Consider the following 26,515-nt stretch of genomic DNA (forward strand, 5'->3'; position numbering starts at 1 on the left):
TACAGAGAAGTCTTGAGTACTGTGCTCTATCGCCATAAGCATTCAGTTATCTGCTGAGTGGGGAGCATCATTCGGCAATAATGGCATTCGGCCATGTATCGGATGGGCAGGGAGGTGACGCCTTGAGTATGGGACGCAGAATACTGGCCCAACTGTCACTACGCACTCGAATACTGATTGGTCTGGTGTTGACCTGGGTGTTGGTCGTAGGGGCTTTGCTGTGGTTCGGCTGGGTGACGGGAAGGGAGTTGGTCCGCGAGGTCAATTTCGAACACCTTCACTATGAGTCCCGGTTGATCGCCGATGCCGTCAGTGATGAAGTTCAGACGCGTCTGAATGTGCTGGAGGCACTGGTAGACGGCAATGGTTGGGCCGCATTACGAGACCCCCAATTCCATGCGCTCAAGAGCAATCAAGCGTTGCTCGAACTCTTCGATGGTATTGAAGTATACAGTGCCTCTGGCAAGGTTCTCGCTGATTGGCCCGACTCGACAGGCCATGTTGGCCATGATGTCTCGAGTGAGGCATGTTTCCAGATGGTGCGTGGCACGCTCCAGCCTTACGTCAGCGAGCCTCTCTATGACCCGACAACATTGACCCCTCATGTGTTGATACTGGTACCGGTGCTCGACGATCAACGCGAGTTGCTGGGGGTAGTGGCCGGGGTGGTCAACCTGCGTACCGGTGGGATTTTCGAGCAGATCAGTCGTATCCGCCTTGGGGTGGGGGGCTACGCCATCATTTTCACCGCTTCAGGCAAGATGCTCTACCACCCCAACGGTGGATGGGTGATGCACGATGCCCATGATGTCCTCGATGGGGCGGCAATCGAACAAGCGATTTACGGGTGGCAGGGCGAGTATATCGGGCCGCGTTACGATGGTGTTGCAGCCTACCAGTCTTACCGTCAGGTGTGGCCGGCCAACTGGATTGTCGGAGTCTTTTTTCCGGAGCAGGAAGGCATTGCGCCACTGAGTGGGTTGGTGGGGCGGCTCAGTTGGATTGGACTGATCATGGCCCTGGTGTTGCTGCCTCTGCTTGCGTGGAGTGTCGTGGTGCTACTCAAGCCACTCTATCGGCTCAAGCGACAGATCGCTCAGGTCGGCACGGGTCAGCGGCAGCGAGTTAAGCTGCGTACCGATATGAAGGAGCTGGTGCTGCTGGCAGATGCCTTCAATGCGGTGGAAGAAGGGCGCAACAAGGCACTGGCTGCCCTGCGTGACCGCCAGGCCTTTATCGAGGCGGTGCTGGCGTCATCGCCTCAGGGAATGTTCGTGACCGATACCCGTGGGCGTATCTCCTACATGAATGACGCTCTGGTGGCGCTGACTGGACGCCGTTTCGATGTTGATCGGGAAATGGAGTGGATTGAAGCCATTCATGGCGACGACCGGCCGGAGGCCGTCGAGTTCTGGTATCACAGTATGCACAGTGGCCAGGAGTTTCTGCGTCAGGTGCGCTACTGGCGTGTGGATGGAGAGTTGCTGTGGTTGGAGATCCATGCGAGTCAGGTCGTCGCGGACGACTCTGTGATTGGCTTTGTTGGCACCGTTAAGGATGTTACCGAGCGGCGTGAGGAAGAGGCGCTACGGCAGTGGGAGGCGGAACACGACCCATTGACGGGCCTACTTAACCGCCGCGGGTTCGAGCGCCGTCTGGAAGAGGCGATGGCCGACTGGCGCAAGATGTCTACACCTTCTGCGCTGATACTGTTCGATCTTGATCACTTCAAGTTCATCAACGACGAGGGTGGGCATGCGCTGGGCGATGAGATGCTGCGTGAGATTGCCAGAAGGGTCAATTCGGCGGTCCGGGGAACAGATCACGTTGCACGCCAGGGGGGCGATGAGTTCGCTGTCCTGCTGCCGAGCTGCTCATTGGAGCAGGCTGAGCGTATAGCCGAAAAGCTGGTGGCGGCGATCAACGAGGCACAAGTTGAATATCGGGGACAGACCTACCGGGTTACCCCTAGCCTGGGCCTGACTGAATTCCGCGAGAATGATGGAAGCATTCATCAGCCGACCGCGCGGGCCGACGCGGCAAGTTATCAAGCCAAGCAGCGCGGGCGGAACCGGGTCGTGGTGGCGGAATACGAGTAAGCCAAGTGGGCAGGCACCCGTTGCCTGGTGCCTGCCCGTGGAGCTTAGGGTGTGACATCCTGACCGCGTAGCTGCTGCTCCAGGCGCTGCAGCTTGGGATCATCAGGGCGGATCTCGCGCAATTGTGTCATTGCCTGCAATGCGTCTGTTACCTGGCCGAGAGAGGCATTGAGGTAGACTGCGGCGTAGAGCAGGTCCGGATCATCCGGTGCGTACTGCAATCCTTGATTCAGGGCGGCAAGGGCTTCGTCCTTGCGTCCCAGGCGGTCAAGCAGCAGCGAGCGGTTGTAATGCGTACGCGCATGGGCTGGACGCCACTCGGCAGCCTTGTCGAGCCATTCGGCGGCTTCTTCGAACTGCTTGTCCTCGGCCAATGACAATGCCAGCAGATAGGCCAGGTGGCCGCGGTCCGGCTCGGGCATCTCTTCCAGCGCCAGGCCTTCCTGTAGAACATCGCGCGCTTCCTCGACGTCACCTTCACCACTGAGCAGTGTCACCATATTGGCACGTGCCGGCAGGAAGTACGGGTCCATCTTCAGCGCCGCGCGATATTGTTCAATCGCCTCATCCTCTCGTGCTGTGCGTGCCAGAAGTACGGCGAGGTTGAGGCGATTGCCCGGCAGGTCGGCCCCCTCGCGCAGACGGCGTTCGTAGTCGCGGCGCACCTCCAGCACCTTGTCGCGTTGCCCTTCCGGGATCAGCAGCATTGAGGTACCGGCCAGAGCCTTGATGGCTTCGTCACGGACTGCCAGCTCGGAGTCGCTGATCAGCGGCAGCAGACGTTGGATACGAGCGTTGTCTGGCGCCTGAGCGAAAGGGGGCGCAGCGGCGGCACGCACCAGGCTCGATTCATCCTGTAGCGCCTGTTCGAGGGTTGGCACTGCCGGAGCACCGTAGTTGGCCAGTTCATCCACGGCGGTTGCGCGCACGATATCCGGTGTCCTGTCGTCATTGACCAGCTCAACCAGACCATCCAGTGCCTCAGGGTCGCCGTTGCGCGCTGCCTGCAGAGTGACGCCGTAGTGGGGACGGCCCTGCTGGTTGGCGCGTGACAGATCACCGAACCATTGCTGGATGCTGCTGGCGGATTCCTCTGGTGATTTGTCCTGATGGCAGCTGGCACAGGCATTCGGACTGTTGGTGGCGTCATGCAGGTCCGGGCGTGGCACGCGGAAGCTGTGATCGCGGCGAGGATCGACTTCCATGTAAGGGGTTTCCGGCATATGGCAACTTACACACTGGGCACCTTCGCTACCGGGTTCGTGGTGATGGTGATCGTGGCTGTCATAGTCCATCGGCTTGATCCCCGGGTACTCGGCGGGAGGCGCCAGGTTGTGGCACTGAGTACAGAGGCCGTTGCCCTCGATCTTGACCCTGGTGGTATGGGGATCGTGGCAGTTGGTACAGGTCACACCTTCCTGATACATACGGCTCTGGGCGAATGAGCCATAGACGTAGACTTCACCCTGAATCTGGCCATCGGCATGGTAGAGCCCCTCCGACAGCAGACTTGGCAGGGCAGCATCGGTCAGCGGGGTGCCGGGTTCGGTTCCTTTGCCCAGCATCTGGCGGCGGCTGTGGCAGCGGGCGCACTGCTCGACGAGTTCCTTGCCTTGCCATTCGGAGGGATCCACTGGCAGTCCCATGTCCGTGGCGTCCAGTTGTTCTGCGCTGTTGGCTTCGGCCCTGGCTTCGGTTCTGGCGTCAGTTGCAACGTCGCCATGGTCTTGTTGCCAGTCCGTAGCCCAATCCACATGTGGCTGGCTCGGGCCGTGACAACTCTGACAGCCGACGGTCTGTTCATGCCAGGTGGTCGAGAAGCTGTCGCTGTCGAGATCGTAACCCTTGATGAGGTTGGTCGAGTGGCAGTCGGCGCACATTGCGTTCCAGTTCTGATAGCGTCCGCGCCAGTGCAATGGATCATCGGGTGTGAAGGTCTGGCCGGGATACAGGGAGAACCACTGCTGACCGCCTTCATCCTCAGGGCGGGAGTCCCAGGCGATTGTCAGTGCCTGCAACTTGCCGTCCGGCAGTTCGACCAGATATTGCTGCAGAGGCGAGTAGCCGAAGGTATAGGCGATCTCCCAGTCCGCTTGCGGATCCTCCGGGCCCTCGATGGTCGCCACAAAGCGGTCGCCATCACGATGGAACCTCGCTTTGACCTCGCCATCCTCGAATACGCCATCATCGAAGTCACCGAGCACGTTGGACGGCGTTGCCTCGCGCATGGCCCAGCCGTGGTCAGAGTCCTTCCATGCGCTGTTCTGTTGTTCGTGACAGCCGGCGCAACTGCCTTCGGGAGCGTAACCCATCGCGTCACTGGCCATCTGGGGGGATGCGGCCTCGCTGACCGCGGTGAAGCCTATTGAAGCCAATACGGCCACAGCAGCACACAGTTTTCGCCAGCCCTGGCCATTATTGGTAGTCCTGAAAGTCACAGTCATCAATCAATCGTCACGGTTATTGGGTGGGGCTTGTCGGATTCAGTGGTGGCAACGCCGAGCTTACAGTGCTGCTCTTGAGCTCACTCTTCGACGGCAACACCTGATGCAGCGCCTGCCATGCGCTGTCGAGTTGTTGTCCATGATCGCTTTCGCGTGAGTAACGCAGATGACCAAGGGCGGAAAAAGCATCTTCGACCGCCTTGATCCGCTCCGCTGTCAGCGGTGCGGCCGAAGCACGCAACTTGTGCCAGGCCTGTTGGGCATCTCCCAAACGGCGCTCCGTCGTGGCCTGGCGTAGCAAGGTCAGCGCTGTATAGCCGTTCTTTTCCAGATGAATTGCGTGCTGACGACGCCTGGAGTGCCAGGCCGGGCGCCCCCATTGCCACCAAAGCCAGATTGCCAGCGCAAGTACAGCGATCGTGATTGCCGATATCCACAGCCAGGGCAGGGCTCCTCGAGCATTCAGCCGAGGCAGGGCCGGTCCTGAGACCTTGATCTGCAGTGCCGGCAAACTGGCTTGATCGATTCGGTCCTCGCTGGGATTGAACCAACGTAACGCCACTTCCGGCAGCTGGCCTTCTCCACCACCCTCGGCGACATAGGTGACGCGTTCAGTACGGGCGCCACCAGTGGCGTTTTCGCTGACGTTGGGACTTGCCGGATAGACTCCCAGTCCTGCCGGGGCCGAATCGTCGAGTAGCGTAGGCAGCAGAATTACGCTGCCATTATTGATGGTGGCGGTAACTTCGCGACTGAGGCTATCACCGGCATCCAGCTCGATGACGCTATCCAGGTCACGAATCACGGTCTCATTTGTTGCCGTAGCCTTGCCTGTGGTGCTCGCAGTGTCGCCGCTGGTATTCGTCGTATCGCTATCCTGTTCAGCATCACCCTGTCCAGCATCGTCCTGTCCAGAGCCACTATTCGAACCTGCAGCGCGTACCACGGTGATGGTCTGCTTCAACTCAATCGAGTCCGCCGCAACGTAGGGTTTGAGTCCGGCAGCCGCCTCCGGCACCTTGGCACTCAGGGTTTGCGGTTCGAGTGCGATGTCGCTGCTCACCGGTGTCTGGCCGCCAGCAGGATCGACATAGGTAATCTCAAGGCTCTGGTCCTGGAATTGGTAATCCCCGGGAGATAATGGGGTCAGACGATAGCTGCGGCTGACACCAGACCATGTCTTGCCGTCAATCCGGTCGCTGGTCGGGCTGGTGGCGCGCTCGGGTAGTGTGACGCGCAGATTGGGTTGGGCGAGTGTCGGAAAGACCACCGGTTTCGGCAGATAGGTGGGAACAAGCACCGTGATGCGCAGCGTGGTAGTCTCGCCTGGTGCGACCTGTTCGGGGTCCAATGAAACCGAAACCTGCGGCTGAGAACTATCTTCAGGTGCGGCCGTGATGGCATCCGTCGCTTGTGGTGGCTGGGTCGGAGACTGAGCTGGTGGCTGGGTTGGAGACTGAACTGATTGCTGTGCCATGGCTATGCCGCTGCTGAGCTGTAACGCCAACAGCACCAACGGCAACAGCAGCAGTGGCGTGAGACGCCAGCGCTGTCGGCCGGCGCTGCGCCAGTGCGTCCTGCATGATCGCTGCTGTATATCTGGCTGGCTCATTGCCCACCCCTTGCGGCTTCCACGGCAAACCTCTGACGCAGGTAATCGCCGGTATCGGTGTCCAGTGTCGAGATCCACTGGTCCGCCGTCAGTACGCCATCGCCATCGTCGCCAGTCTGCTGGGTTTCCTGGCCTTGATTGGATTCATTGTCATAAACCACATCATCGGCACCGATCCCGGCTTCCTCGCCGGTATCCGATTGTTCTCGAGTTTCCTCGACATAGTCGAGAATCTGTCGAGCCAGCGCCAGGTTACGCTCACCCTCCGGATAATCGGGATCACGTTCCAGTACGGTCTGAAAGGCGTCGACTGCGGGGCGGTACTGACGACTCTTGATCAATGCCAGCCCTTGAGTGAAGGCCGCGTCGGCGGTATCGAGGTGGCCAAGCAGTTCCGCGGCTTCGGCATACTGACCATCGCGATACATGGCATAGGCTTGCCAGGTGGGCTCGCGAAAATGCAGCGCGGCACGGTCAAAGTCACGCTGGCGCATCAGCCAGCGACCCTGTTGATCGGGGGTCAGGAAGGCGTTGGCCAGTGACTGCAGTGCTGAATTGCCGGCGTCCTGCACCTGAGCGCGTCTGGTCACGGTGGGCTCCTGGGCCATGATCGGGGGCGCTGTCGTTGTGCCGACCAGGCTGATCAGTAGCATCAGCATGGGCATTCCGACACTCCAGCCGCGCCGGAACCACAGCAGGGCCAGTAGCATGGCGGGTACCGCCATCAGCGATCCACGGTCCTTCCATGCGAGGCGGTCATCGCCGATCAGAGCCCGTTGATAGGCGGCGGCCAGTAGGCGCTCGAGGTGTTGGATGTCGCTATCGTCGGCGCTGACATCGACCTGTTCTGCACCGGAAGCATCGATTACCGGTGTGGCCTGGTTGGCGGGTGCCATCTTCAGCATTACCAGTGTGGAGCCACCCTCTCGGCTGCTGAAAGCGTTGCGATTCGCAGAACTGATGCTGTCGGTGACAAACAGGATCGCGCCCGGCACCGAACTGTCGGCGAGTAGCCCTTCGGCCATCGTCAGCGCGTCGGCTGCTGCGTCACCTGCCTTCGGCATTATGTCGGGGGTCAGCCCTTCCAGATAAGGCTGAATCAAGCCCGGGTCATCTGTGAGTGGCACAACCTGGTGGGCGCTACCGGCATACGCGATCAGGGCAGTGGCAGCACCGCTACGGGTGTCGAGTAGATCCTCGATCTTGTGGCGGGCACGCTCCAGGCGGCTGGGCGGTACGTCCTGGGCCATCATGTCGTCGGTGACTTTCAGCACCACGACCAATGGAGCGGTCTGCGCGACCAACGGGTTGGGAATGCGACTCCAGGTTGGCCCGGCGGCCCCCAGTACCAGGCACACCAATAGCAAAGCCAGAGTGTCGATGGGTGTAAAACGGCGGTGAGTCTGGCCACCGACGCGTAGTGCCTGGTCGAGGTGCGGTGCAATATGTCTGGGGTGATTTGCTTCACTGCTGGTCCGGCGACGCCACCACCACCAGAGTAGGGCAACCACCGGCAATAGCAGGCACCACCAGGGGCGCAGGAGGTGCAATGCGGACAGGGCATCGAGGAACTCCATCAGCTGTGCCTCCTTCGCGATGCCATGCTGGCGCGCCATATCAGGATGCCGAGGATGATGAGCGCTGCAGCAGCCAGTGGCCAATCGGCCAGCGAGCGCCGTTCGCGATAGCTCTCGCTATTGATCTTGCGTGGTGCGAGCTCATCGATGCTGGCGTAGACCTGTTCCAGTGCCTGCTGGTCCGTAGCGCTGAAGTAGGTACCATCGGTTCGTTGGGCGATGGCCTGCAGCGTGGCCTGGTCGACACGGTTTTCGCCATCGCCATCGGGATCACCAATGGCGATGGTGACGATACGCACACCACGATCAGCGGCGATCTGGGCTGCGTTGATCGGATCCATGCGGCTACCGGTATCGGCACCGTCACTGAGCAGAATCAGCAAGCGTTGTTCGACATTGCTGGACTCGAACTGGCGAATCGCCAGGCCGATGGCATCACCGAGCGCAGTGTGTGGGCCAGCCATGCCGACTTCGGTGCTGTCGAGCAGGCGCTGCAGGGTATCGAGGTCTTCGGTCAGCGGTGCCTGAACGAAAGCACGGGTGCCGAATACGATCAGCGATAGACGCTCGCCCTCGCGTTTGTTGAGGAAGTCGGCGATCACCTGTTTGACGCCTGCCAGGCGTTGCAGGTCTTCAGCGCCATCGTTGGCACCATCTTCGCCGCTGGCGCTGCCATTGGCGTTACTATCCTTGTCGTTGGCAAAGTCCTTCTCGTCCATGGAGCCGGAAATATCCACGGCGAGAATCAGGTCTCGTGCGGCACTTTGCCAAGTGATCGGGTCGCTGACACGTTGCGGATTGCTTGCAGCCAGCACGATCAAGACCCAGCACAGCAGCCCGACCAATGTTATCCACAGGCTACGTGTGGTGATGACGGTACCGCTGGACGGGGTAATGCCGGCGGCTTCGACGAGGCGCTGAAAGAACGGTAGACGCGTTGCCGGCAGCTTTCTGCGATGAGCGGGAATCAACCACATTACCAGTAACGGGAGCGGCAGGGCGACCAGCACCCAGGGGTGGGCCAGCTCAATCATCGGCTGGTCTCCTGCTGCAGGTTTGTGCGGTGATCACGAATCCAGGATCGCACCAATTGGCTCAAGGCCTTGAGGTCAGACTGATCGACCGAGCCGACGGGTCGATAAGGCCCGGTAGACAATAATTCACCCAATGGGCCGGCAAAATCTCTGCGCTTGCTGGGTAGCGTGCGGTCGAGAAAGTCTGTCCACTCGGTTCCGCGCAGGTTGGCGACGTGCTGTCGGGGATAGACGGCCAACGCGGTGCGTCGCACGATCTCGGCAAGAGCCGTGGCACCTTCACCGCTCGCCAGGCGGTGCTCGAGTTCTGCCAGGGCCTGGCGACGATAGGCATTGGCCTGCCAGCGTCGCCATTGACGCCATGCCCACCAGACGACCAACACCAGCAGAATGCCACCGATCAGTGCCCAGCCCCAGGTCTGGGGTAACCAGCTGATCTGAGCAGGAACCGGCGGTGGTGATAGCTGCTCGATCATCTCGGGCAGCATCAACGGCCGCGGGGGGGATGATGTTTCAGCGCTCATTCGCATCTCCCTTTTCCGGCGCTGAACGGCGTTGCTGTCCCAGCAGACGGCGTAACTGGGGGAGAGCCGGCTCGCTGGTGGTCAGTGGCACAAGGCTCAGCCCGAACTTGCGTTGCCAACTGACGAGCTGTTCGCGGCGCTGGATATTGACCGCTTCCAGCGCCGAGCGCACAGCGTTGTCGGACGTGTCAAAAGTGGCTTGCAGATCGCCGTCGGAGACCACCAATTGCAGATCTGAAGGAAGCTGTTCGGCAAAAGGGTCGGCAACGGGAGCCAAGACGATGTCGTTGTGACGGCTCAAGGTCGATAACAGGCGCTCACTACGTGGACCGATAACGTCGAAATCACTGAGTACGATGATCAGATGATCACGGCGAGCCAGGCGCGCAACCGCGGTGAGCACATCGTCCAACGATGTTGGAGAGGGGGCCTTGCGCTCAGCATGAAGACGACCATTGGCCTCGGCTATATGAGACAGCAGGCGCATCAGTGTTGCCCGGGAGCATGCCGGCCGCACTTCATCGATGCCATCATCACGCACTACCAGTCCACCGATACGGTCGTTCTGACCAAGTACGGCGAAGGCCAGTAGCGCCGCGGTTTCCGCAGCAGTGACGGACTTCATTGCATGACGAGTACCGAAGAACATCGACATGCGTTGGTCCACGACCAGCAGTGCAGGGCGGTCGCGCTCCTCGGTGAACACGCGAACATGGGGTTCGCCGGTGCGTGCAGTAACACGCCAGTCGATACTGCGGATATCGTCGGAGGGTAGGTAACTACGCAGCTCCAGAAAGTCGAGACCCCGGCCGCGCAGGCGGGAGCCATGACGCCCATTGAGCACACTGCGTGCAGGCTGGTGGGGCAGCAGATGCAACGTCTGGCCGTGGCTTTCCAGCGACCTCAGATAAGCGAAGTCGACATGAACTCGGTAATCCGTAGCGGACAAGGAAACGGTGGCGCCGAGTACGCCAGCGCGCTGCCTGGTGCGAGTGGATTGCGTCATCAGACTCTCTCCCTGGCCGTTGTCTGACGTTTCAAGAGCGAGGTTTCCTTGTATGTCTTTACTGCGTTATCTGGTCAGGGGTGCTCCTTCAGAGCCGTTCTTCTCCGGACTGACATGTCAGGGGACGGCAATCTGACTGAGCAGTTCTTCGATGACCTTATCAGCGCTGATCCCCTCACCTTGAGCCTCAAAGCTCAGACCAAGCCGGTGACGCAGTACGTCATGAGCCACGGCCTGAATATCTTCCGGGTCGACATAGTCGCGCCCTGACAGCCAGGCATGGGTCCGGCCGCAGCGGTCCAGGGCGAGGCTGGCGCGTGGGCTGGCGCCCAATTCCAGCCAGCGGGCCAGGTCCTCGGACAACTGCTGCGGATAACGCGTTGCGTTGATCAGGTCGGCAATGTAGCGCTCAACGGGTTCTGCTACGTGCAGTTCGGCAATTTCACGGCGAGCGTCGAAGATTGATTGCTGCGAAACCTTCAGCGGCTCCGGTTTTGGCTCATCGCGATGCTGGGCTGCCGCTTCCTCGCGTCTTACCAGGCGAATCACCTCGACTTCATCTTCCACGCTCGGGTAGGTGATCAAAATGTGCATCAGGAAGCGGTCGAGCTGTGCTTCCGGCAGCGGGTAGGTGCCTTCCTGTTCGATGGGGTTCTGGGTTGCCAGTACCATGAAAAGATCAGGCATGGGGTGCGTCGTGCCGGCAACGGTCACCTGCCGCTCTTCCATGGCCTCAAGCAGAGCTGACTGCACCTTGGCTGGTGCGCGGTTGATTTCATCGGCCAGCACCAGGTTGGCAAACAGTGGTCCGGGATTGAAACGGAATACCGACTCCGACTCACTCTGGTGGTAGATCTCGCTACCGGTGACATCGGAAGGCAGCAGGTCGGGAGTGAACTGGATACGACTGAAATCCGCCTCCAGGTGACGCGACATGGCCTTGATCGCACGAGTCTTGGCCAGTCCCGGCATCCCCTCCAGCAGCAGGTTGCCATTCGCCAGCAGGCCAATCATCAACTGACGGATGACCTCTCGTTGTCCTACGATCGATTCGCCAATCGAGGCTTCGAGCGCAGCAATGTCGTCACGGATGCTCATGGGGACTCCGGATACACGGTGCGCCAATCCTCGGCCATGTTGATCAGCGTCCAGTCATCGGTTTCAGCCTGTTCAAGGCCCTGTTCAAGGTGCCCGAAGGAGCTATCGCTGTCATAGGCGTATTCTCGCTCACCATCGGTATGGTGAAGTAAAATGCCGAGACGTGGGCCATCGCTCTCAGTGGTGTAGCGCAGCATCGGCACATCGCCATCGGAGTTGCCTACGGCGATGATCGGGCGCTGGCCAATGTGGCGCTGGATGGCAATCGGCTTTCCGTTACCATCATCAACGAACGCGATACCCGAGCGCTTGATAAGCTCCAGTTCGCCATCATCGTCGGTGACCTCGATTTCGCCCTGGGTGCCGATGATATTCTGCGGCGGAATGCCGTAGGTTTTGCTGGCGAAGGTGCGCATGAAGTCTACGCCTCCTCCGGAAACGATATAGGTCTCATAGCCTTCATCACGCAGATAACTCAGCAGTTCGAGCATCGGCTGATAGACCATGTCGGTATAGAAGCGGCCGGTGTCTGGATGAGTGGCACTCTCCAGCCATTCACTGACATCTTCCTGGAAATCATCCACGCTGATATCCGCGTGGGAGATGGCCAGTACCTCGGCCAGTCCATCCATTCCCGCTGCCATTACTGCCTCGAGGTCTCCCTCTGCAGCCGCCTTTTTTGCAGGAGTGTCGAGCTTTTCCTCGTCTGCTGATGCAGCACGCTCAAGCGCATAACTGAGCTGGAAGTACATCGGTTGCTCGGACCACAGGGTGCCGTCATTGTCGAATACCGCGATACGTTGAGCCTCGGGAACAAACTCATCGCTGCTGGGGTCGGTGGTGTCTTCGACAAAACTGATGATCACAGACTTGTTGTCGCCTTCGTTCCAGGAGGGCAGCGGATCGGCGAGAGCGCTGGCAGCCAGGCTGGAGCCGACAATGGCGAGCACGACACAGGACAGGCGTTTCATGAGCTTGCATCCTCAAATTGCTGTGCGATTGACCGTGGGTTAGTGAATAACTGCTTGGTGAATAGCTTCCTGGTGAGTAACTATTCGGTGAATAGCTACTTAGTGTAAAGCTGCCTGGTGAAAAATTGGTGAGCAACATGGGGCTTCGGTGAAAATAGATCAGGCCGCCCTCAGGGGGCGGCCTGATCACTTGGGCTTACTGTGATCCAGAAACGGGCTCTGAGAGCGTTTCCATCACGCGATCCAGGCTGAAGCTTGCTGCCTTCATACGTGGTGGATATTCCTTGAAGGTCTCGAGGAAATTACCTACGTACGCTTGTGCTGGCACCAGCAGGAAGACGTGATCCAACAACCAGTCATAGTAAGTGTTGGATGTGATCTGCGCGCGCTCATACGGGTCGCGACGTAGGTTGAAGATCAGCGGGACACGCAGCGGGGTGAAGGGGTTGGCCCAGAGTTTCAGGGTACCCTTGGCACGCTGCTCCATGAACACAATCTTCCAGTCATCGTAGCGTAATGCAGTCAGGTCGCCGTCATCGGAGAAGTAGAAGACCTCATGGCGCGGTGCTTCCTCGGCCTCGCCGGTCAGGTAAGGCAGGAAGTTATAGCCATCGAGGTGGACACGATAGTCGCGACCATTCAATGACGTACCGTCCAGTAGCTCGTCCTTGATGCTCTCGTCACCACCAATGGCGGCCAGAGTCGGCAACCAGTCCATATGGTGCATGATATCGTTGGAAACGCTGTCGGCTTCGATGTGGCCGGGCCAACGCACCATGGCAGGCACACGCCAGCCACCTTCCCAGTTGGTATTCTTCTCACCGCGGAACGGCGTCATACCAGCGTCCGGCCAGCTGTTCATATGCGGGCCGTTGTCGGTGGAATAGAACAGGATGGTGTTGTCGGCGATATCCAGTTCTTCCAGTTTGTCGAGGAACAGGCCGACGTGGCGGTCGTGTTCGACCATGCCATCAGAATATTCGTTCTGGCCGGAAATGCCGCGCAGTTCATCCTTGACGTGGGTGCGGAAGTGCATGCGAGTGGCATTCCACCATACGAACCACGGAGTGCCTTCTGCGGTCTTGCGATCGATAAAGTCGAGCGCCGCGGCGGAGCTCTCATCATCAATGGTTTCCATGCGCTTGCGGGTCAGGGGCCCGGTGTCCTCGATCTCGCCATCGGCAGTGGAGTGGATGACACCGCGCGGGCCATAGGCTTCGCGGAAGGTACGTCCGTCAGCCAGCACCATGTCGCCGGGATAATCCGGTAATTCTGGTTCTTCCTCGGCGTTGAGGTGATAGAGGTTACCGAAGAACTCATCGAAACCATGGTTGGTCGGTAGATGCTCGTCGCGGTCACCCAGGTGATTCTTGCCGAACTGGCCGGTAGCGTACCCCTGTTCCTTGAGCACGGTTGCAATGGTTGGGTCTTCGACGTTGATCCCTTGCTCCGCGCCGGGCATGCCGACCTTGGACAGACCGGTACGGAAGACACTTTGGCCAGTGATGAACGATGAGCGGCCTGCAGTACATGATTGCTCACCGTAGTAGTCGGTGAACATCATGCCTTCCTCGGCGATGCTATCGATGTTGGGCGTATGGTAGCCCATCATTCCTCGGGTATAGGCGGAGATATTGGATTGACCGATATCGTCCCCCCACAGCACCAGAATATTGGGCTTTCCGCTATCTTGATTGGTATCGGTTGCTGTAGAAGAGTTGCTATCTTGAGCGAACGCGGGCGCCGACGAAATGGTTAGCGCTAATGTGGCTGCCATATATCCTGGCCAACTGGTCAGGATTTTGGGGAAAGGGTTGGAATGGTTCACGAGAATCTCCCTGAAAGGATGCAGTCAAACGAAGTGCACCAGTTATGCAGCCAATAGCTGCATTGCCTCGTCCATGAGTATAGTTAGCCTCGCAGAGGCAACAAGTTTTAGATGCACACTGCCCGTGTATCTTCTATTTTTATCCTTGATAAGTATGGCTTTTTTTTTCTTGTGCAGCGCAACGTCAGTAATGACTGGCTATCCGGTGCTGATAGATCTTGAGTGCCTTCGGATTTTGCCAATTTTTGGTAGGTTCTTAGTATAATTTAAATGCCGGGAATGAGGTGTTTCCCGTAAATCATGAGTCGTCACCTGTGCCATGTTTCCCATATACGTAACGCTTCGTTGCGTATACTTTTCGTGATGTATTGGAGTACGTCGCGGCAAGATATGGGCGTAAACATGACCGAGACAGCCTTTTGAAAGCTCCATGGCAATGGGGCGCTCGGGATGCTCGAAGCTATCGGTGGCGAGGATGGTCAGGTCAGCGGCGGGTTTCACATGGCTACCACCGAAAGCACGCGTTGTCCTGACGGTTATATTGATGATGGACATACGGTAGCAGCTTCCCTCCTGTGTTGATTCATGTGCCTTGGTGAACAAGGCGCGCATATGACGGCCATGTCGGTATCCAGAGCCCAGAAGATAAGCGTAGGAGATTCCTTACCTGAGTGGCCTAACTATCATTTAGAAATTGTTTGAGTTTAGACGTAGCTCGTCTGAGTTGCTTGCAGGAAAGGCACGAGAGTTGCCCTGGGCTTAGAAGACTGCTTGTTGAGTACCTGGGGCTTCCGGTCGGCTCAGTCGCCTTGGTTATTGTGGATCATCTCGTCCCCTTCACCGCGTCCCGTGGCATCACGGTCACGTGGGTAGTGTCCGACAAGTGGAAACGAAGGTAACCAGGACTCGCGACGGGTGGTCCAGCTTTCATAGCTCGGCATCAGTTGGTCAGGGCTGTCCAGAGCACCCAGGTGCACTTCAATTTCGTCTGCGGTGCGCGCGAAAACGGATGAGCCACAGCGAGGACAAAAGAATCTGCCAGCGTAGTCGCGTGTTTCACCTTCGACTTTCACCGCATCCAGTGGGAACACTGCGGCGGCATAGAACAGAGCTCCATGATGTTTGCGGCAGTCGAGACAGTGACAAAGGCCGACTCGGTAGGGGAGCCCTGAGGCCACAACTCGGACCTTGCCGCAGAGACAACCGCCTGTGAATTGGTCCATGTTGCATCTCCTCTCGAATCAAGCGATCGGAATGGTCAATGAGCCTCTTCCATTTCTGCTTCTTCGCTGGTGTGGGTTTCCCACCAGTCTCCCAGTGCGTCGATCAGCGGTACCAGGCTATGTCCGGCAGGAGTCAGATGGTATTCGACGCGTAATGGATAACCTTCGAACTCCGTGCGTTCGACAATGCCGGACTCCTGTAACTTGCGGAGCTCCAAAGTCAGCATCCGATGCGAAATGGTGGGGTTATCCCGGCGAAGATCAGCAAAGCGTTTCGTGCCTTCCTTCAGGTAATAGATCAATAACGTAGGCCAGCGACCGCTCAGCACTTGCATGATTTCCTCAATAGGACAGCGAGAGACCAGATCTTTCATCGACAACTCCTGGTTACAAAAAAGTGCGTAATTTACACGGGAAAACAGGCGAGTAGAGTCTGACCCAGCTGCGCAGCACTTAAACCTGAAAAGACCGGGAGACTGGACTGATGGAACCGATTCTACTTTATGGCTTCCCCTCCGGAAGCTCAATGGGACTTGTGGCGGCACTGGAATGGATGGGCAAGCCATATCGCTTGTGTCGCGTTGACATGCTGGGTGAGATGCGTGAGCCATCCTACGCTCGGATCAATCCACGGCATGAAACGCCAGCCTTCATTACAGATGAAGACCAGGTGTTGAGTGAAACCATGGCGATTGCGGCCTGGTTGGAGGCTCGGGACGTCGAACGTCGGATAAGTTTCGATCCCCGATCGCCACAAGCTGATCGTATGCACCAATTGATGGGATTCGTGAATACCGGGTTTACCGCGGCATTCGGGCCGCTGTGGGTGGCCCTCGAGATGGAGCCGCCGAACCCTCGTATGCAGACGATGTTGCGGGAATGGGGGCGTGAGCAGGTCATCATGCGGCATGACAAACTCGAAGCGATGATTGGCGACAGCGACTTTCTGGTCGGAGAGCGGCCGACACTCGCGGATGCGCTCTTGATTGGTATTGCCCGCTGGCTCGAGTTTCACGATGTTGCGGATCGCAAGCGGTGGCCAGAACTGGCGGCTCTTCGCCAGCGCCTGGAGGCTGAGCCCGCCGTGAACTATGCAATCGCACTGGAGAACGGACAATTACCTTCGGGAACGGGAGCCTGCGTCGGACATGTCGCACTCAGCGAGGTGATCGAACGCTACGGCAATTGAGGACCATCAACACCGCCCGGCAATCGTGCCGGGCGGTGCTCAGGCAGAGGCTCAATCCAACTGAGGTTGATTGCCGATACGGGCAAACATCTCGGTGAACATCTGGATATCGAGCATCAGGTTATCGACCTTCTTGAACTCCTCAGAGGTATGCCCGGTGTAGGGCTCGCCTGGCATGGAGGGGCCGAAGTTGATGGCGTTGGGCAGTAGCTTGGCGGTAGTGCTTCCCGCTGAGGAGACCGGGTCGGCAGGCAAGCCGGTAGTGTCGCCGAAGATGTTCAGTAGGGTCTGCAGCCAGGCCCCCTGAGGATCGCGCAGCATCCAGTCACGAATTGCCGCTTCGACTTGCATGTCGGTGCCCTGTTCCTCGCCATAGGCGTTCAGGCGGTCACTGATCTCGGCGGCTAATTCCTCCGGTGAGCGCTCACCTGCCGGTGCTCTCACGTTGACGGCGATATGCAGTTGCTCGTCGGTCAATTCGAGCAGGGTCGGCGAGATCAACAGCGGACCCATGAAGTCGTGCTGGTAGGCTACGCCAAGCTTCTCACCGTGGTAATCCAGCCCGAAGTTATCATTTAGATAACGCATCGCCGCGGTGTAGTGGTTGTCGCGGAACGGAACCTCGGATTCGGCCAGCAAACCTGCCATACGTGGCACCGGATTGAGGCCGGAATCTGGCTTCGAGGAGTGAGCGGACTTGCCGCTGACTGTCAGCAGCACCTGATCGCCCTCGACTTCGGACGTCACCTGGAAATCACCGCCATTGGCCTCGGCATAGGCTTCACCTTCAGCGCGAAGGGTTGTACTCAGCGCCTCGGGATCATCGGCTTCTATAGTGGCAACCGACGTTTCGGGGATCTGGTTGCTGGCCAGCCCTCCGGTGACATCCACTATCTCGGGGCCTTCGCTGGTGGCTTCGACACGTGGGAAGTAGGTGTCGATAGTGCCGAAACCGTTCTCCGCGATCACTGCGGGATAACCGCTATCGAGCACGATGTTGTAGGCCGGCAGCTCATTGTCTTGCTGGTAGTAGGCGAAGCCCTCGCCACCGGTTTCCTCGGTGGTTTCAATCATCAGGCGAATGGTGCGCTGCAGAGGCACGTCATTTTCGCGAATGGTCTTCATTGCATACAGAGCCGCCGCAATCGAGGCCTTGTCATCCTCGGTCCCGCGACCATACAGACGCCCATCCTTGAGTGTCATCTCGAGCGGATTGAGCTCGGTGCCATCGTCCAGCGTCCAACTATCAGCAGCCGGTACGGTATCGCCGTGGGTCAGGATGCCGAAGTCTTCTTCTGTACTACCCGGCAGTTCCACCACAAGGACTCGATTGTCGACGTTACGGAATTGCAGACCGAACTCCTCGGCCTTGGCTTTGATCAGCTCGCCGAACTCAATGATGCCCGGGTTCTCGTGCTGTGGCGTGTCACCGCTTTTGGCAGTGGGAATGGCGACCATCTCGCCGAGCAGGGCAATGACATCGTCGCCGTAGTGGAGCCGAGTATAGATACCCAGCAGGCGGTAGAGATTGGTGAAATCGTTGCCTTCGAGCGCCTCACCGTTCAGGTAACCAGTAATGGCAGACTGCAGGGCGGAATCTTCACTTTCTTCACTGATCTGCTGCAGGAAGTCATTGAAGTTCGAAGGAACCTCTCTGGCATGTTCCTCGAGGATAGTGAGGATTTCGTCATGCTTGAGCGTGCCCGCTTCGGTGGAAGCGTGCTCATTGGAGGCGTATACCGGCCCCGTCAGGCTCAGGGTAATGAGCGCAGAGGTCAGTAGTGTTGCAGGGGTATTCATGACCGTGTCCTTCCGTGATCAAGTTCATGAGAATTGCCTTGATACTGTAAACCGGGAATGGGTGCGGGTGACATGCTCCTTTGGGACACCATGGGCCATTTCAGCTCTGCCTTCGCGAGCGACAATGGCGTTATTCTTCGCAAGAAAAAGGCCCCCAATCGGGAGCCTTTTTTCGTCTGGCAGAGGAGATGCTTAGTGAGCAGCATCCCAGGCCAGTTGCAGTGGGTTGCCATCAACGTCGATGCTGGTGGCGTCCTGCTGCTGAGCATAGAGGTTGAGGCGAGCCTTGGCCATCGCAGTGCTGTTGCCTTCGGCGATGACATGAGAAAGAACGTCGGTCGGCATCTGGCTGACTTCGTTCGCCTGGCTTCTGGCAGACAGCGGCTCGCTGAGTTGCAAGGCACCCTCGGTGGCCGGATCGGCCTGAGCAGCGAGGGGCAGGGCGGCGAGCAGGAGGCTGGCGGTGATCAGTTTGATTTTCATGTTGGCATCCTCGTCTTGCGTGATTCGATACCGTCTATATTATTAGCAAGCTAACTGTAATTCCAGTGAAATATATTAATCAAACCGATCGATACAGACGATGTGTCTGGCAACACGCGCCAGTTACATGCAGTTCGACTGCCTTGCGAGAGAGGGGGGAATAACAGCAAACCCTGCGTGTGGCGGGGCTATCAGAGGGTTCGAGACCTGTTCAGTGTCCAGAGCGGTGCGTGTCAGGCAATCCAACCTTCACTTGAGCAGGCTCTTGCCGAGGGCGTCAGTGAGCTTCGCATAATGCGGCGATTGTGCCGTGCAGGCATTTGATCAGTGTTTCCCTGACTCGACTCAATATCGATCGAAGGTGGCCGCTTCGTTGCCATTCCTGATGACCTGCCCTCTGTCATGAGGCCGTCAAGATATACGCTGGCGGCTTGGTTGTGCTCGAGTCATGGACCGGACCTGGTTGAACAGGTCGTGCTCCCCCATTTGCCCGCCCTTCATGATGATCGGTAGGCGTTTACCATTGGCGTAGTTCGCGCAGCACAGGGCTACGCCAGGCGCCAATTGCCCGGTGTAGTCGATACTGCGCGGGGCAAGTGTGCGAATGGCGTAGCTGGATGTATCGCCTCCTGCGATCAATAACGTACCGACGACTTCGTCGGCGACGATACTGGCGAGTAACCTGGCCGAATGATGTGCCACATCTGCTGCTGTCAGCCCGTGTTCACGCTCTTCCTCCAACACCGCAAGAACGTCGTTGCCCGCCGCCAGCGCTTGATGAATCGGTTGATGCGGGCCGTCACCATCATCCGCCAGCGAGGCGGCTGAAAGCGATATTGTGGTGAAGTCGTCAGCCGCTGTGACCTGGGCGGCAGTCATTGACGAGCGGCTACCGGCAAACACCAGCAGTGGCCCGGGCAATCCCTCGGGAGCTGAGGTGGCGGAAGATAGCAGCTCGAAAGATTGAGGCTCGGAAGATGGCTGTTCGGCAGGCGATGGTGGTGGCCTGTCGGCATACTGTGCCTCAGCGACGCTGCTGGGTCCAACCCAGAGTTGGGGCGTGGCGGTGCTGTTCAGCCGATGCTTGATTGCCGTGAGGTCACTGTTATCCAGTACATCGATGAGCATGGGGCTTGCGGGAAGTGGGGTATTGCTATGTAGGGTGGGGCGGTCGAGTAGCGTCAGGCCGGGAAGCCCCAACTGAGCGAAATGTTGGCGCAGATCCGCTTCTCGCATCGGCGTGACCGGGTGGTGGCGCATGACGGGATGACGGTCGATGCGATGGGTTTGTCCGTCTGGTCCTCTGGCAAAGAGATTGCCGAACAGGCAGTAGCGACCAAGGCTGGGTTGGCCGCCGAGGATGATCGTTGTAGCTGGCTTCAACACAGCACTCAGCGCTTGCATGGCGGTGGCGATATTGCCAACCGTTTCACTGCTGTCGAAGGTTGAGCAGACCTTCAGATGAATGATGGCTGGCGCGTGGTCGACCAGAGCCTCGGCGATGCTGTGCATCAAGACGAACAATTCCCGCTGTTCCATGCTGCGCCCTGCGGTGGCGATGCCGAATGCCTCGATGTCCTGCACTTCCTCGACACTGGGGGGCTCCAGATAGAGGCGCGTCTTGAGCCCCGCACGACTGAGTGTCGCCAGCGTATCGGATGCGCCGGTAAAGTCGTCCGCCACGAATACGTATCGCATGCTTCAACGCCCTCCGAAGAAATCGAGCGCAGTCGCCAGCGCGGGGCGGCCAGGGGCATCCAGTGGTTCGTTCGCCTGAATGGCATCCCATGCATCACGCAAGCTTCTGACCCCCGCCGCGGGGCCGTCGGGATGGGCAAGAATGCCGCCTCCTGCCAGGAACATGATGTCCGCGTTGCCAATCTCCTCCAATGTCTGTGGTAGCGTTCCGGCCCATTGGCCCGAGGAAAACACCGGCATCACGCGATCATCCGTCTGGCCGAGGGGCTGCAGTGCGAGCCTGGCAGCTTCCGCGACCTCTTCCGTCTGGTCGGCGAACTTCCCACCCATCCCGTGTACATGCAGGTGGTCGATGCCTGCCAACCGGTAGAGAGCCTGGTAGGCGTGCATGCCGATACCCAGAGCTTCATGACGGGAAAAGGCGCCAAAGCCGTTGCGGTGGCCGTGGATCGCCAGCGGAGTCGATGCCCGCAGGCTTTGTATCGCTGCAAGGCCACACCAGTTGAGGCTGGCCATCACGCAGTTACCGCCTTCGGCTTCGACGTGTTCCGCATGGCCACGCATGGCATCCACTTCATCGCTGATATTGAACGCCACCATTACGTCCCGACCGCTCTGCTCGCGCCAACGGCGCACGCGGTCCATGACCGCGCTGATCCGCTCTCGGACCGGGGAGTGCGGATGGTTGCCGGCGATCTCGTCATCCTTGATGAAGTCGACACCGGCCCTGCAGAGCTGATCGACCAGATCGGCAGTCTGCGCGGGGGAAAGCCCGATATTGGGCTTGAGGATGGTGCCGAAGAGCGGGCGGCCAGAGACTCCCAGCGTTGCGCGTGTACCGGCAATGCCCTGACTCGGCAGGGCGTAGCAATCGCGATACTCAGGGCGCAAGGCAAGCCGGTTGAGTCGCAGCCCCGTTACCTCGCCGAGGTCGAAGAGATTCCCGGCAACGGTTGCCGCCAGGTTGGCTAGATTGACCCCGACATTGTCCTCGGGATAGTCGATCTCTACCGCAACACGGCGCCACGGGCCAGAGACAGCCTTACGATCGAGGTAGGCACTGGGGAGAGTGGGGCATTCGCGTTCCTCGAGTATCGTCACCTCGGCAACCCGAGCACTGTAGCGTGCTCTCAGGGCGTCAGTCTCACCGGCGACCCGGACGAAGGTGCCCGAGCTTTGCTCGCCGGCCATCATCTCCGCTACCGCCTGGGGATCAAGCGGAGTTTCCATCAGGTAGGAGGCGCGGATCATGCGTTGTCCTCGGAAAGCGAGGGAAAGGGTCGAACCGGATCGCTGCCATCCCAGTCTTCGGAGGCTTCGCGAATCAATCGGAACATGCGTCCTTTTGGCCCGAGCACCTCGGAGAGCTCAATCACCGTGCCGGGATGGTACTCACGATCGAAGTAGGCAAAACGTCCGTTCCTGCCCACCTCTCCGCTCATCTTGATGCGGAACCCCTGGGCTTGCATCTTCGCGAGTTCGGCATCGTAGTCTTCGGTCCAGAACGCGACATGCTGCAGCCCTGTCCGGCCTGCTTGCAGAAAGTCCCGGTACATTGAAGGGGCATCGTTGCGGGTCTGAATGAGTTCTACCTGAATAAACCCCGAATTGGCCAGTGCCACCGAGTTGTGCACGTCATGGTGCTGGCCTTCGTAGGTATAGTTTTCGATGGGAACGCGAGGATTATAGAAAAAGGGGCCGACTCCCATGACTCTTGACCAGTAGTCCATCGCTTCCTCGATATCTGTTACCACATAGCCGAGTTGGCGGATCGCGCCGAGATGTTTGCTCATCAGAGACCTCAATTCATTACCAGGTTGGGCAGCCAGGTGGACAGGGCGGGGACGAGTGTTACCAGCGCCAGAGCTGCGAAAAGGGACAGATAGAAAGGAGCGACACCGCGAATCACCGAGGAGAGTGGCATTCTGGTGATGATGGACACCATATACAGGCTCATCCCCACTGGAGGCGTCAGCAGACCCAACATCAGGTTCAACACGAACACCACTCCCAATTGTTCGGGCGGCACACCGGCCTGCAGCAGCGCTGGCGTGACGATGGGAGCAATGATCAGAATGGCGACGATGGCCTCCAGAAACATGCCCACGACCAACAGCAGCAGGTTCAGAATCAACAGCAGAACCAGGGGGTTGTCGGAGACCTCGAGCAGCCAGGCACCGGCCCTTGCTGGTACGCGATCCATCGTCAGCACCCAGGCAAAGAGCGATGCAGCGGCTACCACGAACAACACATTGGCAGTGGCCAGCACGGTCTCGCGAGTGCAGCCGATAAATGAGCGCATGCTCAGTGAGCGATAGACCAGCACACCGATGAGAACCGCGTAGGCCACCATCACTCCAGCCGCTTCGGTGGGACCGAAGATACCGCTCATCATGCCGCCGACGAGCAGTACCGGTGCCAGCATGGCTGGCAATGAAATCCATGCCTTGCGCTGGATGGCCGATAAGCTGGGACGAACGTCATCACGGGGCAGGTTCTGGCGGCGCGCCATCAAGGCAATCTGCAGCATCAGCGCCGCGGCGATCAGCAGAGCAGGCAGTACACCTGCCAGCAGGGCGCGAATAGTGGAGACCTCGGCCGCAGTGGCAAAGATGATCAACGGTATGGAAGGAGGGAAGATCGGGCCAATGGTTGCCGCGGCGATAGTGATGCCGGCAGCGAAGCGGCGGCCATAGCCCTGTTGCTCCATCTGACGGATCTGGATGCCGCCGAGGGCACCGATATCGGCCAGTGCGGCTCCCGACATGCCGGAAAAGATCAGACTGACCAGCACATTGACATGCGCCATACCGCCTCGGACACGGCCGACCAGCATTCGCATCAGATCGAAAAGGTGTGTGGTGACCCCTGTGGCCCCCAATAGTGAGGCCGCGAGAATGAAGAGAGGCACAGCCAGCAGCGGAGTACTATCGAGTGTGTTGACGGCCCGCTGCGCCAGAATCGTCACCGGCAGGTCATAGAACAGGATGACCAACCCCGCCGATAAGCCGAGGCTGGCAGCCACCGGCACTCCGATCAACAGGCCAAGCAGGAACAGTAGAACGATGGTCAGCGTCATTCCGTGACCTCCCGGCCAATGGCGATGTTGCAGAGACGGTAGAAGGAGACGACGGAGAGAATCACCAGCCCCACCACGGCAGGCATATAGAACCAGAGGTTCGGCATGCCCATCGCCGGCGTCGCGAAACTTCCTGCGCGGAGCAGAAAACGATAGAAGCCATACAGCGAGAGCATGCAGAACCCCAGCATCGCGAGCTCACCGATCAGTAGACAGAGGCGTTGCCCCAATCTCGGTAGGCGCTCGACCAACATGGTGACCGCCACATGCTGGCCCATTTTCAGCAGCATTGGGGTGGTGAAATAGACCATGGCGATTCCGGCGAGCCGAGCGGCCTCATCGATCCGAGGCAAGCCAACACTGAACACGTTACGTGCCAGCACCTGAGTGACGATCAAGCCGGCAACCAGCACCAGTAGCAACATGGCCACCGCGAGACAGGCTCTCGCCAGCCCGCCGACCGCTCGGTCGGCCAGCGACTTGTGATGATCCATGTCCATGGTTCATTCAACCGCTGCGATCTTTTCGTACAGTTCGCCATATTGCTCATCGAACTCTTCGGCAATACGAGCACGCACGCTATCGCGGAAGGCGTCGACATCCAGACTTTCGTCGGGACCAATGATCGTCATCCCGGCATCACGCAATTGAGCGAGGTCGCTGGACTCGGAATCCAGCATGGCGGTGGTGGCGCGTTCGCGAACTTCGCTCGCTGCCTCGGTGATCGCCTGCTGATACTCAGGAGACAGTGATTGCCACTTGTCCTCGTTGATCATGATCATCTGAGCGGCACTGATATGCCCGGTCAGCATCATGTAGTCCTGTATCTCGTTGAGCTTCGCGGAGACGACCACATTGACGGGATTCTCCTGGCCATCGACAACACCGGTCGCCAGCGCGGTGGGGACTTCCGACCAGTCGACAGGAACCGGGACCGCGCCCATGCCTTCGACGGTAGCCATGTAGATCGGGAAGGGAATCGAGCGAATCTTGACGCCATCGAGGTCTGCCGGAGCCAGGATCTCACGATCGGCGGTCAGGTGGCGGGTACCAAAGTAGAAGCCATACAGCACACGCACTCCCGAGGCTTCGATCAGGCCCTCATTGAGTTCCTGCATGATCGGAGAGTTCACGTCCGTGACAGCCATCAGATGGTCGATATCGCGGTACAGGTATGGGGTGTCGAAGGCTGCAAAGGGCGGGTAGAGCGAACCGATGGCTCCCGCAGTGTTGTGGGATAACGCGATGGATCCGGTAGAAACCCCTTCAGCCAGTTCCTGCAGCTTGCCGAGTTGCGAGTTCGGGTAGATCTGTACTTCCACCTCACCGTTGGTCTTCTCGGCGATGGCTTCTGCCAGCCACTCTGCTTGCATACCTGCAATCGAGGTAGGGGTATGCATATGGCCATAGCGTAGCGTGACTTCTGCTGCGGCTGCGGAACCCATACTCATCGTGAAGGTGCCGACGACCGCTGCCAGGCAGCCGATCTTGCAGACGTTGCTCAGCATGACGTACTCCTGATGATGTTTTTTTATTTGTTTCTCGGAAATACTGCTCTACGGTAACCAAGAGTAGGGAAGGTCTCTGCAAGGGGCAATGAGGTATTTTTGATGGAATTTGATGTAAAGCGTCCCCTGATACCGGATATTGCCGCTGCCGCGAATGTGTCGACGGCCACCGTGGATCGGGTACTGAATCGCCGAGCAGGAGTTCGGGAAGCCACATTGCGCCGCGTGCTGGAGGCAGCGGTGCGAGTTGGCTATATGGATCAGCAGGAGCTGGAGCGGCGCATGGGTCCGAAGGTTGCCCGGATCGTCTTTCTGCTGCCCCAGGGAACCAATCCCTACCTGGTGGGGCTGAACAGCCGCGTGCGTGAGCTGGCAGCGCACTCGCCTGGGCCGATAAAAGTGAGAAGTCACTTCATCAAGAGTTTTGATCCGGAGGCATTGGCGCAGGCGCTGAGGCGATATGGAAAGACATCAGATGCCGTGGTGTTCATGGCGATTGATCACCCCCGTGTGAAGCAGGCCTCTGATGAACTGGTCATGGCGGGCAAGCGCGTCATCACCATCATCTCCGATCTACCCGGCTCGAACCGGCACGCATACCTGGGAATCGACAACTTCGCGGCAGGGCGCACCGCTGCGCAGATCATGGGCCGCTTCTGTCGCGTGAACTCGGGAAAGTTGATGCTTATCGCGGCGAGCCGCGCGTATCGCGCGCATATGGAGCGTGAGATGGGCTTTCTGTCACTGATGGAAGAGAGCTTTCCCCACCTGAGCGTGATAGGCCCGCATGAAGGCCATGACAATCGTGATGAAAACTACCAGAACACCTGCTGTTTGCTGGAGAAGCACCCCGATATCGTCGGCATCTACAATGTGGGTGGCTCCTCGGATGGTATCGGGCGAGCATTGCGAGAGTCTGGCCGAGAGCGAGATATCAGCTTCATTGGCCATGGGCTGACGCCGGATACGCGGGCCATGCTGATCGAAGGCACGATGGACACCGTCATTACACAAAGCCCTGACCAGATCTATTCACGTGCGATCGATGTGGCAACCAGTGAACACATCGACATGGAGCCGGTTGCCATGGAGATCTACTTCTCCGAAAACCTTCCCGCCATCCCGCATCGAGGTTAGGAGGCACCCCTGACGGTAGCTGACCGGATTGCCGTGGGTGGTGGAATCGAGGTTGATGCTTTTCTGACCCATACAAAAAGGCCCGCAACCCTGACCATGATTTCTCACAGTCGAGGTTGCGGGCCTTTAATCAGTGTGTCCTTAGAGGGTGTTTACAAAACCGGCGAACGAAGGCAAGACAAGGCGAAATTGAGCGAAAAAGCGC

Annotated in this window: 22 protein-coding genes; 3 read left to right on the plus strand and 19 right to left on the minus strand. The window is 58.7% G+C overall.

Going from position 1 to position 26,515, the window contains the following annotated elements; all coding sequences use genetic code 11:
* Positions 1-128 precede the first annotated feature (128 nt).
* Positions 129-2,099 carry a sensor domain-containing diguanylate cyclase gene (locus AR456_RS04915; RefSeq protein ID WP_035588955.1) on the plus strand — a complete coding sequence of 657 codons (1,971 nt, stop codon included), beginning with the start codon at positions 129-131 and terminating at the stop codon, positions 2,097-2,099.
* A gap of 44 nt (positions 2,100-2,143) precedes the next feature.
* On the opposite strand, the gene AR456_RS04920 is transcribed toward AR456_RS04915, so the two are convergent.
* The 11 genes from AR456_RS04920 to AR456_RS04970 all read right to left on the minus strand — a co-directional run bounded on the left by AR456_RS04920 (position 2,144) and on the right by AR456_RS04970 (position 15,790).
* Positions 2,144-4,543, minus strand: coding sequence for a tetratricopeptide repeat protein (locus tag AR456_RS04920; protein WP_021820245.1), 2,400 nt, complete (start codon positions 4,541-4,543; stop codon positions 2,144-2,146).
* Positions 4,544-4,559: 16 nt separating this feature from the next.
* The gene (locus tag AR456_RS04925; protein ID WP_021820246.1) at positions 4,560-6,155 is read right to left on the minus strand and encodes a BatD family protein; all 1,596 of its coding nucleotides are present in this window, start codon (positions 6,153-6,155) and stop codon (positions 4,560-4,562) included.
* Positions 6,152-7,732: a VWA domain-containing protein gene (locus AR456_RS04930; protein ID WP_021820247.1), complete on the minus strand. Its 1,581-nt coding sequence runs from the start codon at positions 7,730-7,732 to the stop codon at positions 6,152-6,154. The genes AR456_RS04925 and AR456_RS04930 overlap by 4 nt, the downstream gene beginning before the upstream one ends.
* Positions 7,732-8,766 carry a VWA domain-containing protein gene (locus tag AR456_RS04935; RefSeq protein WP_021820248.1) on the minus strand — a complete coding sequence of 345 codons (1,035 nt, stop codon included), beginning with the start codon at positions 8,764-8,766 and terminating at the stop codon, positions 7,732-7,734. The genes AR456_RS04930 and AR456_RS04935 overlap by 1 nt, the downstream gene beginning before the upstream one ends.
* A complete protein-coding gene (locus AR456_RS04940; protein ID WP_202903956.1) occupies positions 8,763-9,290 on the minus strand; it encodes a DUF4381 domain-containing protein in 528 nt (175 codons plus the stop codon). The genes AR456_RS04935 and AR456_RS04940 overlap by 4 nt, the downstream gene beginning before the upstream one ends.
* Entirely contained in the window at positions 9,280-10,296 is a 1,017-nt protein-coding gene (locus tag AR456_RS04945; RefSeq protein WP_021820250.1) for a DUF58 domain-containing protein, read from the minus strand. Before AR456_RS04945 ends, AR456_RS04940 begins: the two co-directional genes overlap by 11 nt.
* A gap of 117 nt (positions 10,297-10,413) precedes the next feature.
* The gene (locus AR456_RS04950) at positions 10,414-11,394 is read right to left on the minus strand and encodes an AAA family ATPase (RefSeq protein ID WP_021820251.1); all 981 of its coding nucleotides are present in this window, start codon (positions 11,392-11,394) and stop codon (positions 10,414-10,416) included.
* A complete protein-coding gene (locus tag AR456_RS04955; protein ID WP_021820252.1) occupies positions 11,391-12,365 on the minus strand; it encodes an HAD family hydrolase in 975 nt (324 codons plus the stop codon). Before AR456_RS04955 ends, AR456_RS04950 begins: the two co-directional genes overlap by 4 nt.
* Before the next feature lie 196 nt (positions 12,366-12,561).
* On the minus strand, positions 12,562-14,142 hold the full coding sequence (locus AR456_RS04960; RefSeq protein ID WP_021820253.1) for an arylsulfatase: 1,581 nt from the start codon (positions 14,140-14,142) through the stop codon (positions 12,562-12,564).
* 851 nt (positions 14,143-14,993) lie between these two features.
* Positions 14,994-15,416, minus strand: a complete 423-nt coding sequence (locus AR456_RS04965) for a GFA family protein (RefSeq protein WP_021820255.1) — start codon at positions 15,414-15,416, stop codon at positions 14,994-14,996.
* A 35-nt stretch (positions 15,417-15,451) separates the two neighbouring features.
* Positions 15,452-15,790: a winged helix-turn-helix transcriptional regulator gene (locus AR456_RS04970; protein ID WP_021820256.1), complete on the minus strand. Its 339-nt coding sequence runs from the start codon at positions 15,788-15,790 to the stop codon at positions 15,452-15,454.
* A 110-nt stretch (positions 15,791-15,900) separates the two neighbouring features.
* Here AR456_RS04970 and AR456_RS04975 point away from each other — a divergent pair, with 110 nt between their 5' ends.
* Entirely contained in the window at positions 15,901-16,605 is a 705-nt protein-coding gene (locus AR456_RS04975) for a glutathione S-transferase family protein (RefSeq protein ID WP_021820257.1), read from the plus strand.
* A gap of 51 nt (positions 16,606-16,656) precedes the next feature.
* Here the strand turns inward: AR456_RS04975 and AR456_RS04980 are convergent, their stop codons facing one another.
* The 8 genes from AR456_RS04980 to AR456_RS05015 all read right to left on the minus strand — a co-directional run bounded on the left by AR456_RS04980 (position 16,657) and on the right by AR456_RS05015 (position 25,173).
* Entirely contained in the window at positions 16,657-18,405 is a 1,749-nt protein-coding gene (locus AR456_RS04980) for a dipeptidase (RefSeq protein WP_021820258.1), read from the minus strand.
* Between the two features lie 192 nt (positions 18,406-18,597).
* Positions 18,598-18,888, minus strand: coding sequence for a hypothetical protein (locus AR456_RS04985; protein ID WP_021820259.1), 291 nt, complete (start codon positions 18,886-18,888; stop codon positions 18,598-18,600).
* Positions 18,889-19,299: 411 nt separating this feature from the next.
* The gene (locus AR456_RS04990; RefSeq protein ID WP_021820260.1) at positions 19,300-20,586 is read right to left on the minus strand and encodes a four-carbon acid sugar kinase family protein; all 1,287 of its coding nucleotides are present in this window, start codon (positions 20,584-20,586) and stop codon (positions 19,300-19,302) included.
* Positions 20,587-20,589: 3 nt separating this feature from the next.
* The gene (locus AR456_RS04995) at positions 20,590-21,837 is read right to left on the minus strand and encodes a RuBisCO large subunit C-terminal-like domain-containing protein (RefSeq protein WP_021820261.1); all 1,248 of its coding nucleotides are present in this window, start codon (positions 21,835-21,837) and stop codon (positions 20,590-20,592) included.
* Positions 21,834-22,379, minus strand: a complete 546-nt coding sequence (locus tag AR456_RS05000; RefSeq protein ID WP_021820262.1) for a VOC family protein — start codon at positions 22,377-22,379, stop codon at positions 21,834-21,836. Before AR456_RS05000 ends, AR456_RS04995 begins: the two co-directional genes overlap by 4 nt.
* A gap of 8 nt (positions 22,380-22,387) precedes the next feature.
* The gene (locus AR456_RS05005) at positions 22,388-23,665 is read right to left on the minus strand and encodes a TRAP transporter large permease (RefSeq protein ID WP_021820263.1); all 1,278 of its coding nucleotides are present in this window, start codon (positions 23,663-23,665) and stop codon (positions 22,388-22,390) included.
* Positions 23,662-24,159, minus strand: a complete 498-nt coding sequence (locus tag AR456_RS05010; protein ID WP_021820264.1) for a TRAP transporter small permease — start codon at positions 24,157-24,159, stop codon at positions 23,662-23,664. The genes AR456_RS05005 and AR456_RS05010 overlap by 4 nt, the downstream gene beginning before the upstream one ends.
* A 9-nt stretch (positions 24,160-24,168) precedes the next feature.
* On the minus strand, positions 24,169-25,173 hold the full coding sequence (locus AR456_RS05015) for a TRAP transporter substrate-binding protein (protein ID WP_021820265.1): 1,005 nt from the start codon (positions 25,171-25,173) through the stop codon (positions 24,169-24,171).
* Positions 25,174-25,275: 102 nt separating this feature from the next.
* Here AR456_RS05015 and AR456_RS05020 point away from each other — a divergent pair, with 102 nt between their 5' ends.
* A complete protein-coding gene (locus AR456_RS05020) occupies positions 25,276-26,310 on the plus strand; it encodes a LacI family DNA-binding transcriptional regulator (RefSeq protein WP_021820266.1) in 1,035 nt (344 codons plus the stop codon).
* Positions 26,311-26,515: the final 205 nt, after the last annotated feature.

The sequence above is a fragment of the Halomonas huangheensis genome (assembly GCF_001431725.1).
Taxonomy (GTDB): domain Bacteria; phylum Pseudomonadota; class Gammaproteobacteria; order Pseudomonadales; family Halomonadaceae; genus Halomonas; species Halomonas huangheensis.

Excerpts from the sequence above, each read along its gene's own strand:
- AR456_RS04915 (WP_035588955.1), top strand. The coding sequence starts at position 129 with ATGGGACGCAGAATACTGGCCCAACTGTCACTACGCACTCGAATACTG.
- AR456_RS04920 (WP_021820245.1), bottom strand. The coding sequence starts at position 4,543 with ATGACTGTGACTTTCAGGACTACCAATAATGGCCAGGGCTGGCGAAAA.
- AR456_RS04925 (WP_021820246.1), bottom strand. The coding sequence starts at position 6,155 with ATGAGCCAGCCAGATATACAGCAGCGATCATGCAGGACGCACTGGCGC.
- AR456_RS04930 (WP_021820247.1), bottom strand. The coding sequence starts at position 7,732 with ATGGAGTTCCTCGATGCCCTGTCCGCATTGCACCTCCTGCGCCCCTGG.
- AR456_RS04935 (WP_021820248.1), bottom strand. The coding sequence starts at position 8,766 with ATGATTGAGCTGGCCCACCCCTGGGTGCTGGTCGCCCTGCCGCTCCCG.
- AR456_RS04940 (WP_202903956.1), bottom strand. The coding sequence starts at position 9,290 with ATGAGCGCTGAAACATCATCCCCCCCGCGGCCGTTGATGCTGCCCGAG.
- AR456_RS04945 (WP_021820250.1), bottom strand. The coding sequence starts at position 10,296 with ATGACGCAATCCACTCGCACCAGGCAGCGCGCTGGCGTACTCGGCGCC.
- AR456_RS04950 (WP_021820251.1), bottom strand. The coding sequence starts at position 11,394 with ATGAGCATCCGTGACGACATTGCTGCGCTCGAAGCCTCGATTGGCGAA.
- AR456_RS04955 (WP_021820252.1), bottom strand. The coding sequence starts at position 12,365 with ATGAAACGCCTGTCCTGTGTCGTGCTCGCCATTGTCGGCTCCAGCCTG.
- AR456_RS04960 (WP_021820253.1), bottom strand. The coding sequence starts at position 14,142 with ATGGCAGCCACATTAGCGCTAACCATTTCGTCGGCGCCCGCGTTCGCT.
- AR456_RS04965 (WP_021820255.1), bottom strand. The coding sequence starts at position 15,416 with ATGGACCAATTCACAGGCGGTTGTCTCTGCGGCAAGGTCCGAGTTGTG.
- AR456_RS04970 (WP_021820256.1), bottom strand. The coding sequence starts at position 15,790 with ATGAAAGATCTGGTCTCTCGCTGTCCTATTGAGGAAATCATGCAAGTG.
- AR456_RS04975 (WP_021820257.1), top strand. The coding sequence starts at position 15,901 with ATGGAACCGATTCTACTTTATGGCTTCCCCTCCGGAAGCTCAATGGGA.
- AR456_RS04980 (WP_021820258.1), bottom strand. The coding sequence starts at position 18,405 with ATGAATACCCCTGCAACACTACTGACCTCTGCGCTCATTACCCTGAGC.
- AR456_RS04985 (WP_021820259.1), bottom strand. The coding sequence starts at position 18,888 with ATGAAAATCAAACTGATCACCGCCAGCCTCCTGCTCGCCGCCCTGCCC.
- AR456_RS04990 (WP_021820260.1), bottom strand. The coding sequence starts at position 20,586 with ATGCGATACGTATTCGTGGCGGACGACTTTACCGGCGCATCCGATACG.
- AR456_RS04995 (WP_021820261.1), bottom strand. The coding sequence starts at position 21,837 with ATGATCCGCGCCTCCTACCTGATGGAAACTCCGCTTGATCCCCAGGCG.
- AR456_RS05000 (WP_021820262.1), bottom strand. The coding sequence starts at position 22,379 with ATGAGCAAACATCTCGGCGCGATCCGCCAACTCGGCTATGTGGTAACA.
- AR456_RS05005 (WP_021820263.1), bottom strand. The coding sequence starts at position 23,665 with ATGACGCTGACCATCGTTCTACTGTTCCTGCTTGGCCTGTTGATCGGA.
- AR456_RS05010 (WP_021820264.1), bottom strand. The coding sequence starts at position 24,159 with ATGGATCATCACAAGTCGCTGGCCGACCGAGCGGTCGGCGGGCTGGCG.
- AR456_RS05015 (WP_021820265.1), bottom strand. The coding sequence starts at position 25,173 with ATGCTGAGCAACGTCTGCAAGATCGGCTGCCTGGCAGCGGTCGTCGGC.
- AR456_RS05020 (WP_021820266.1), top strand. The coding sequence starts at position 25,276 with ATGGAATTTGATGTAAAGCGTCCCCTGATACCGGATATTGCCGCTGCC.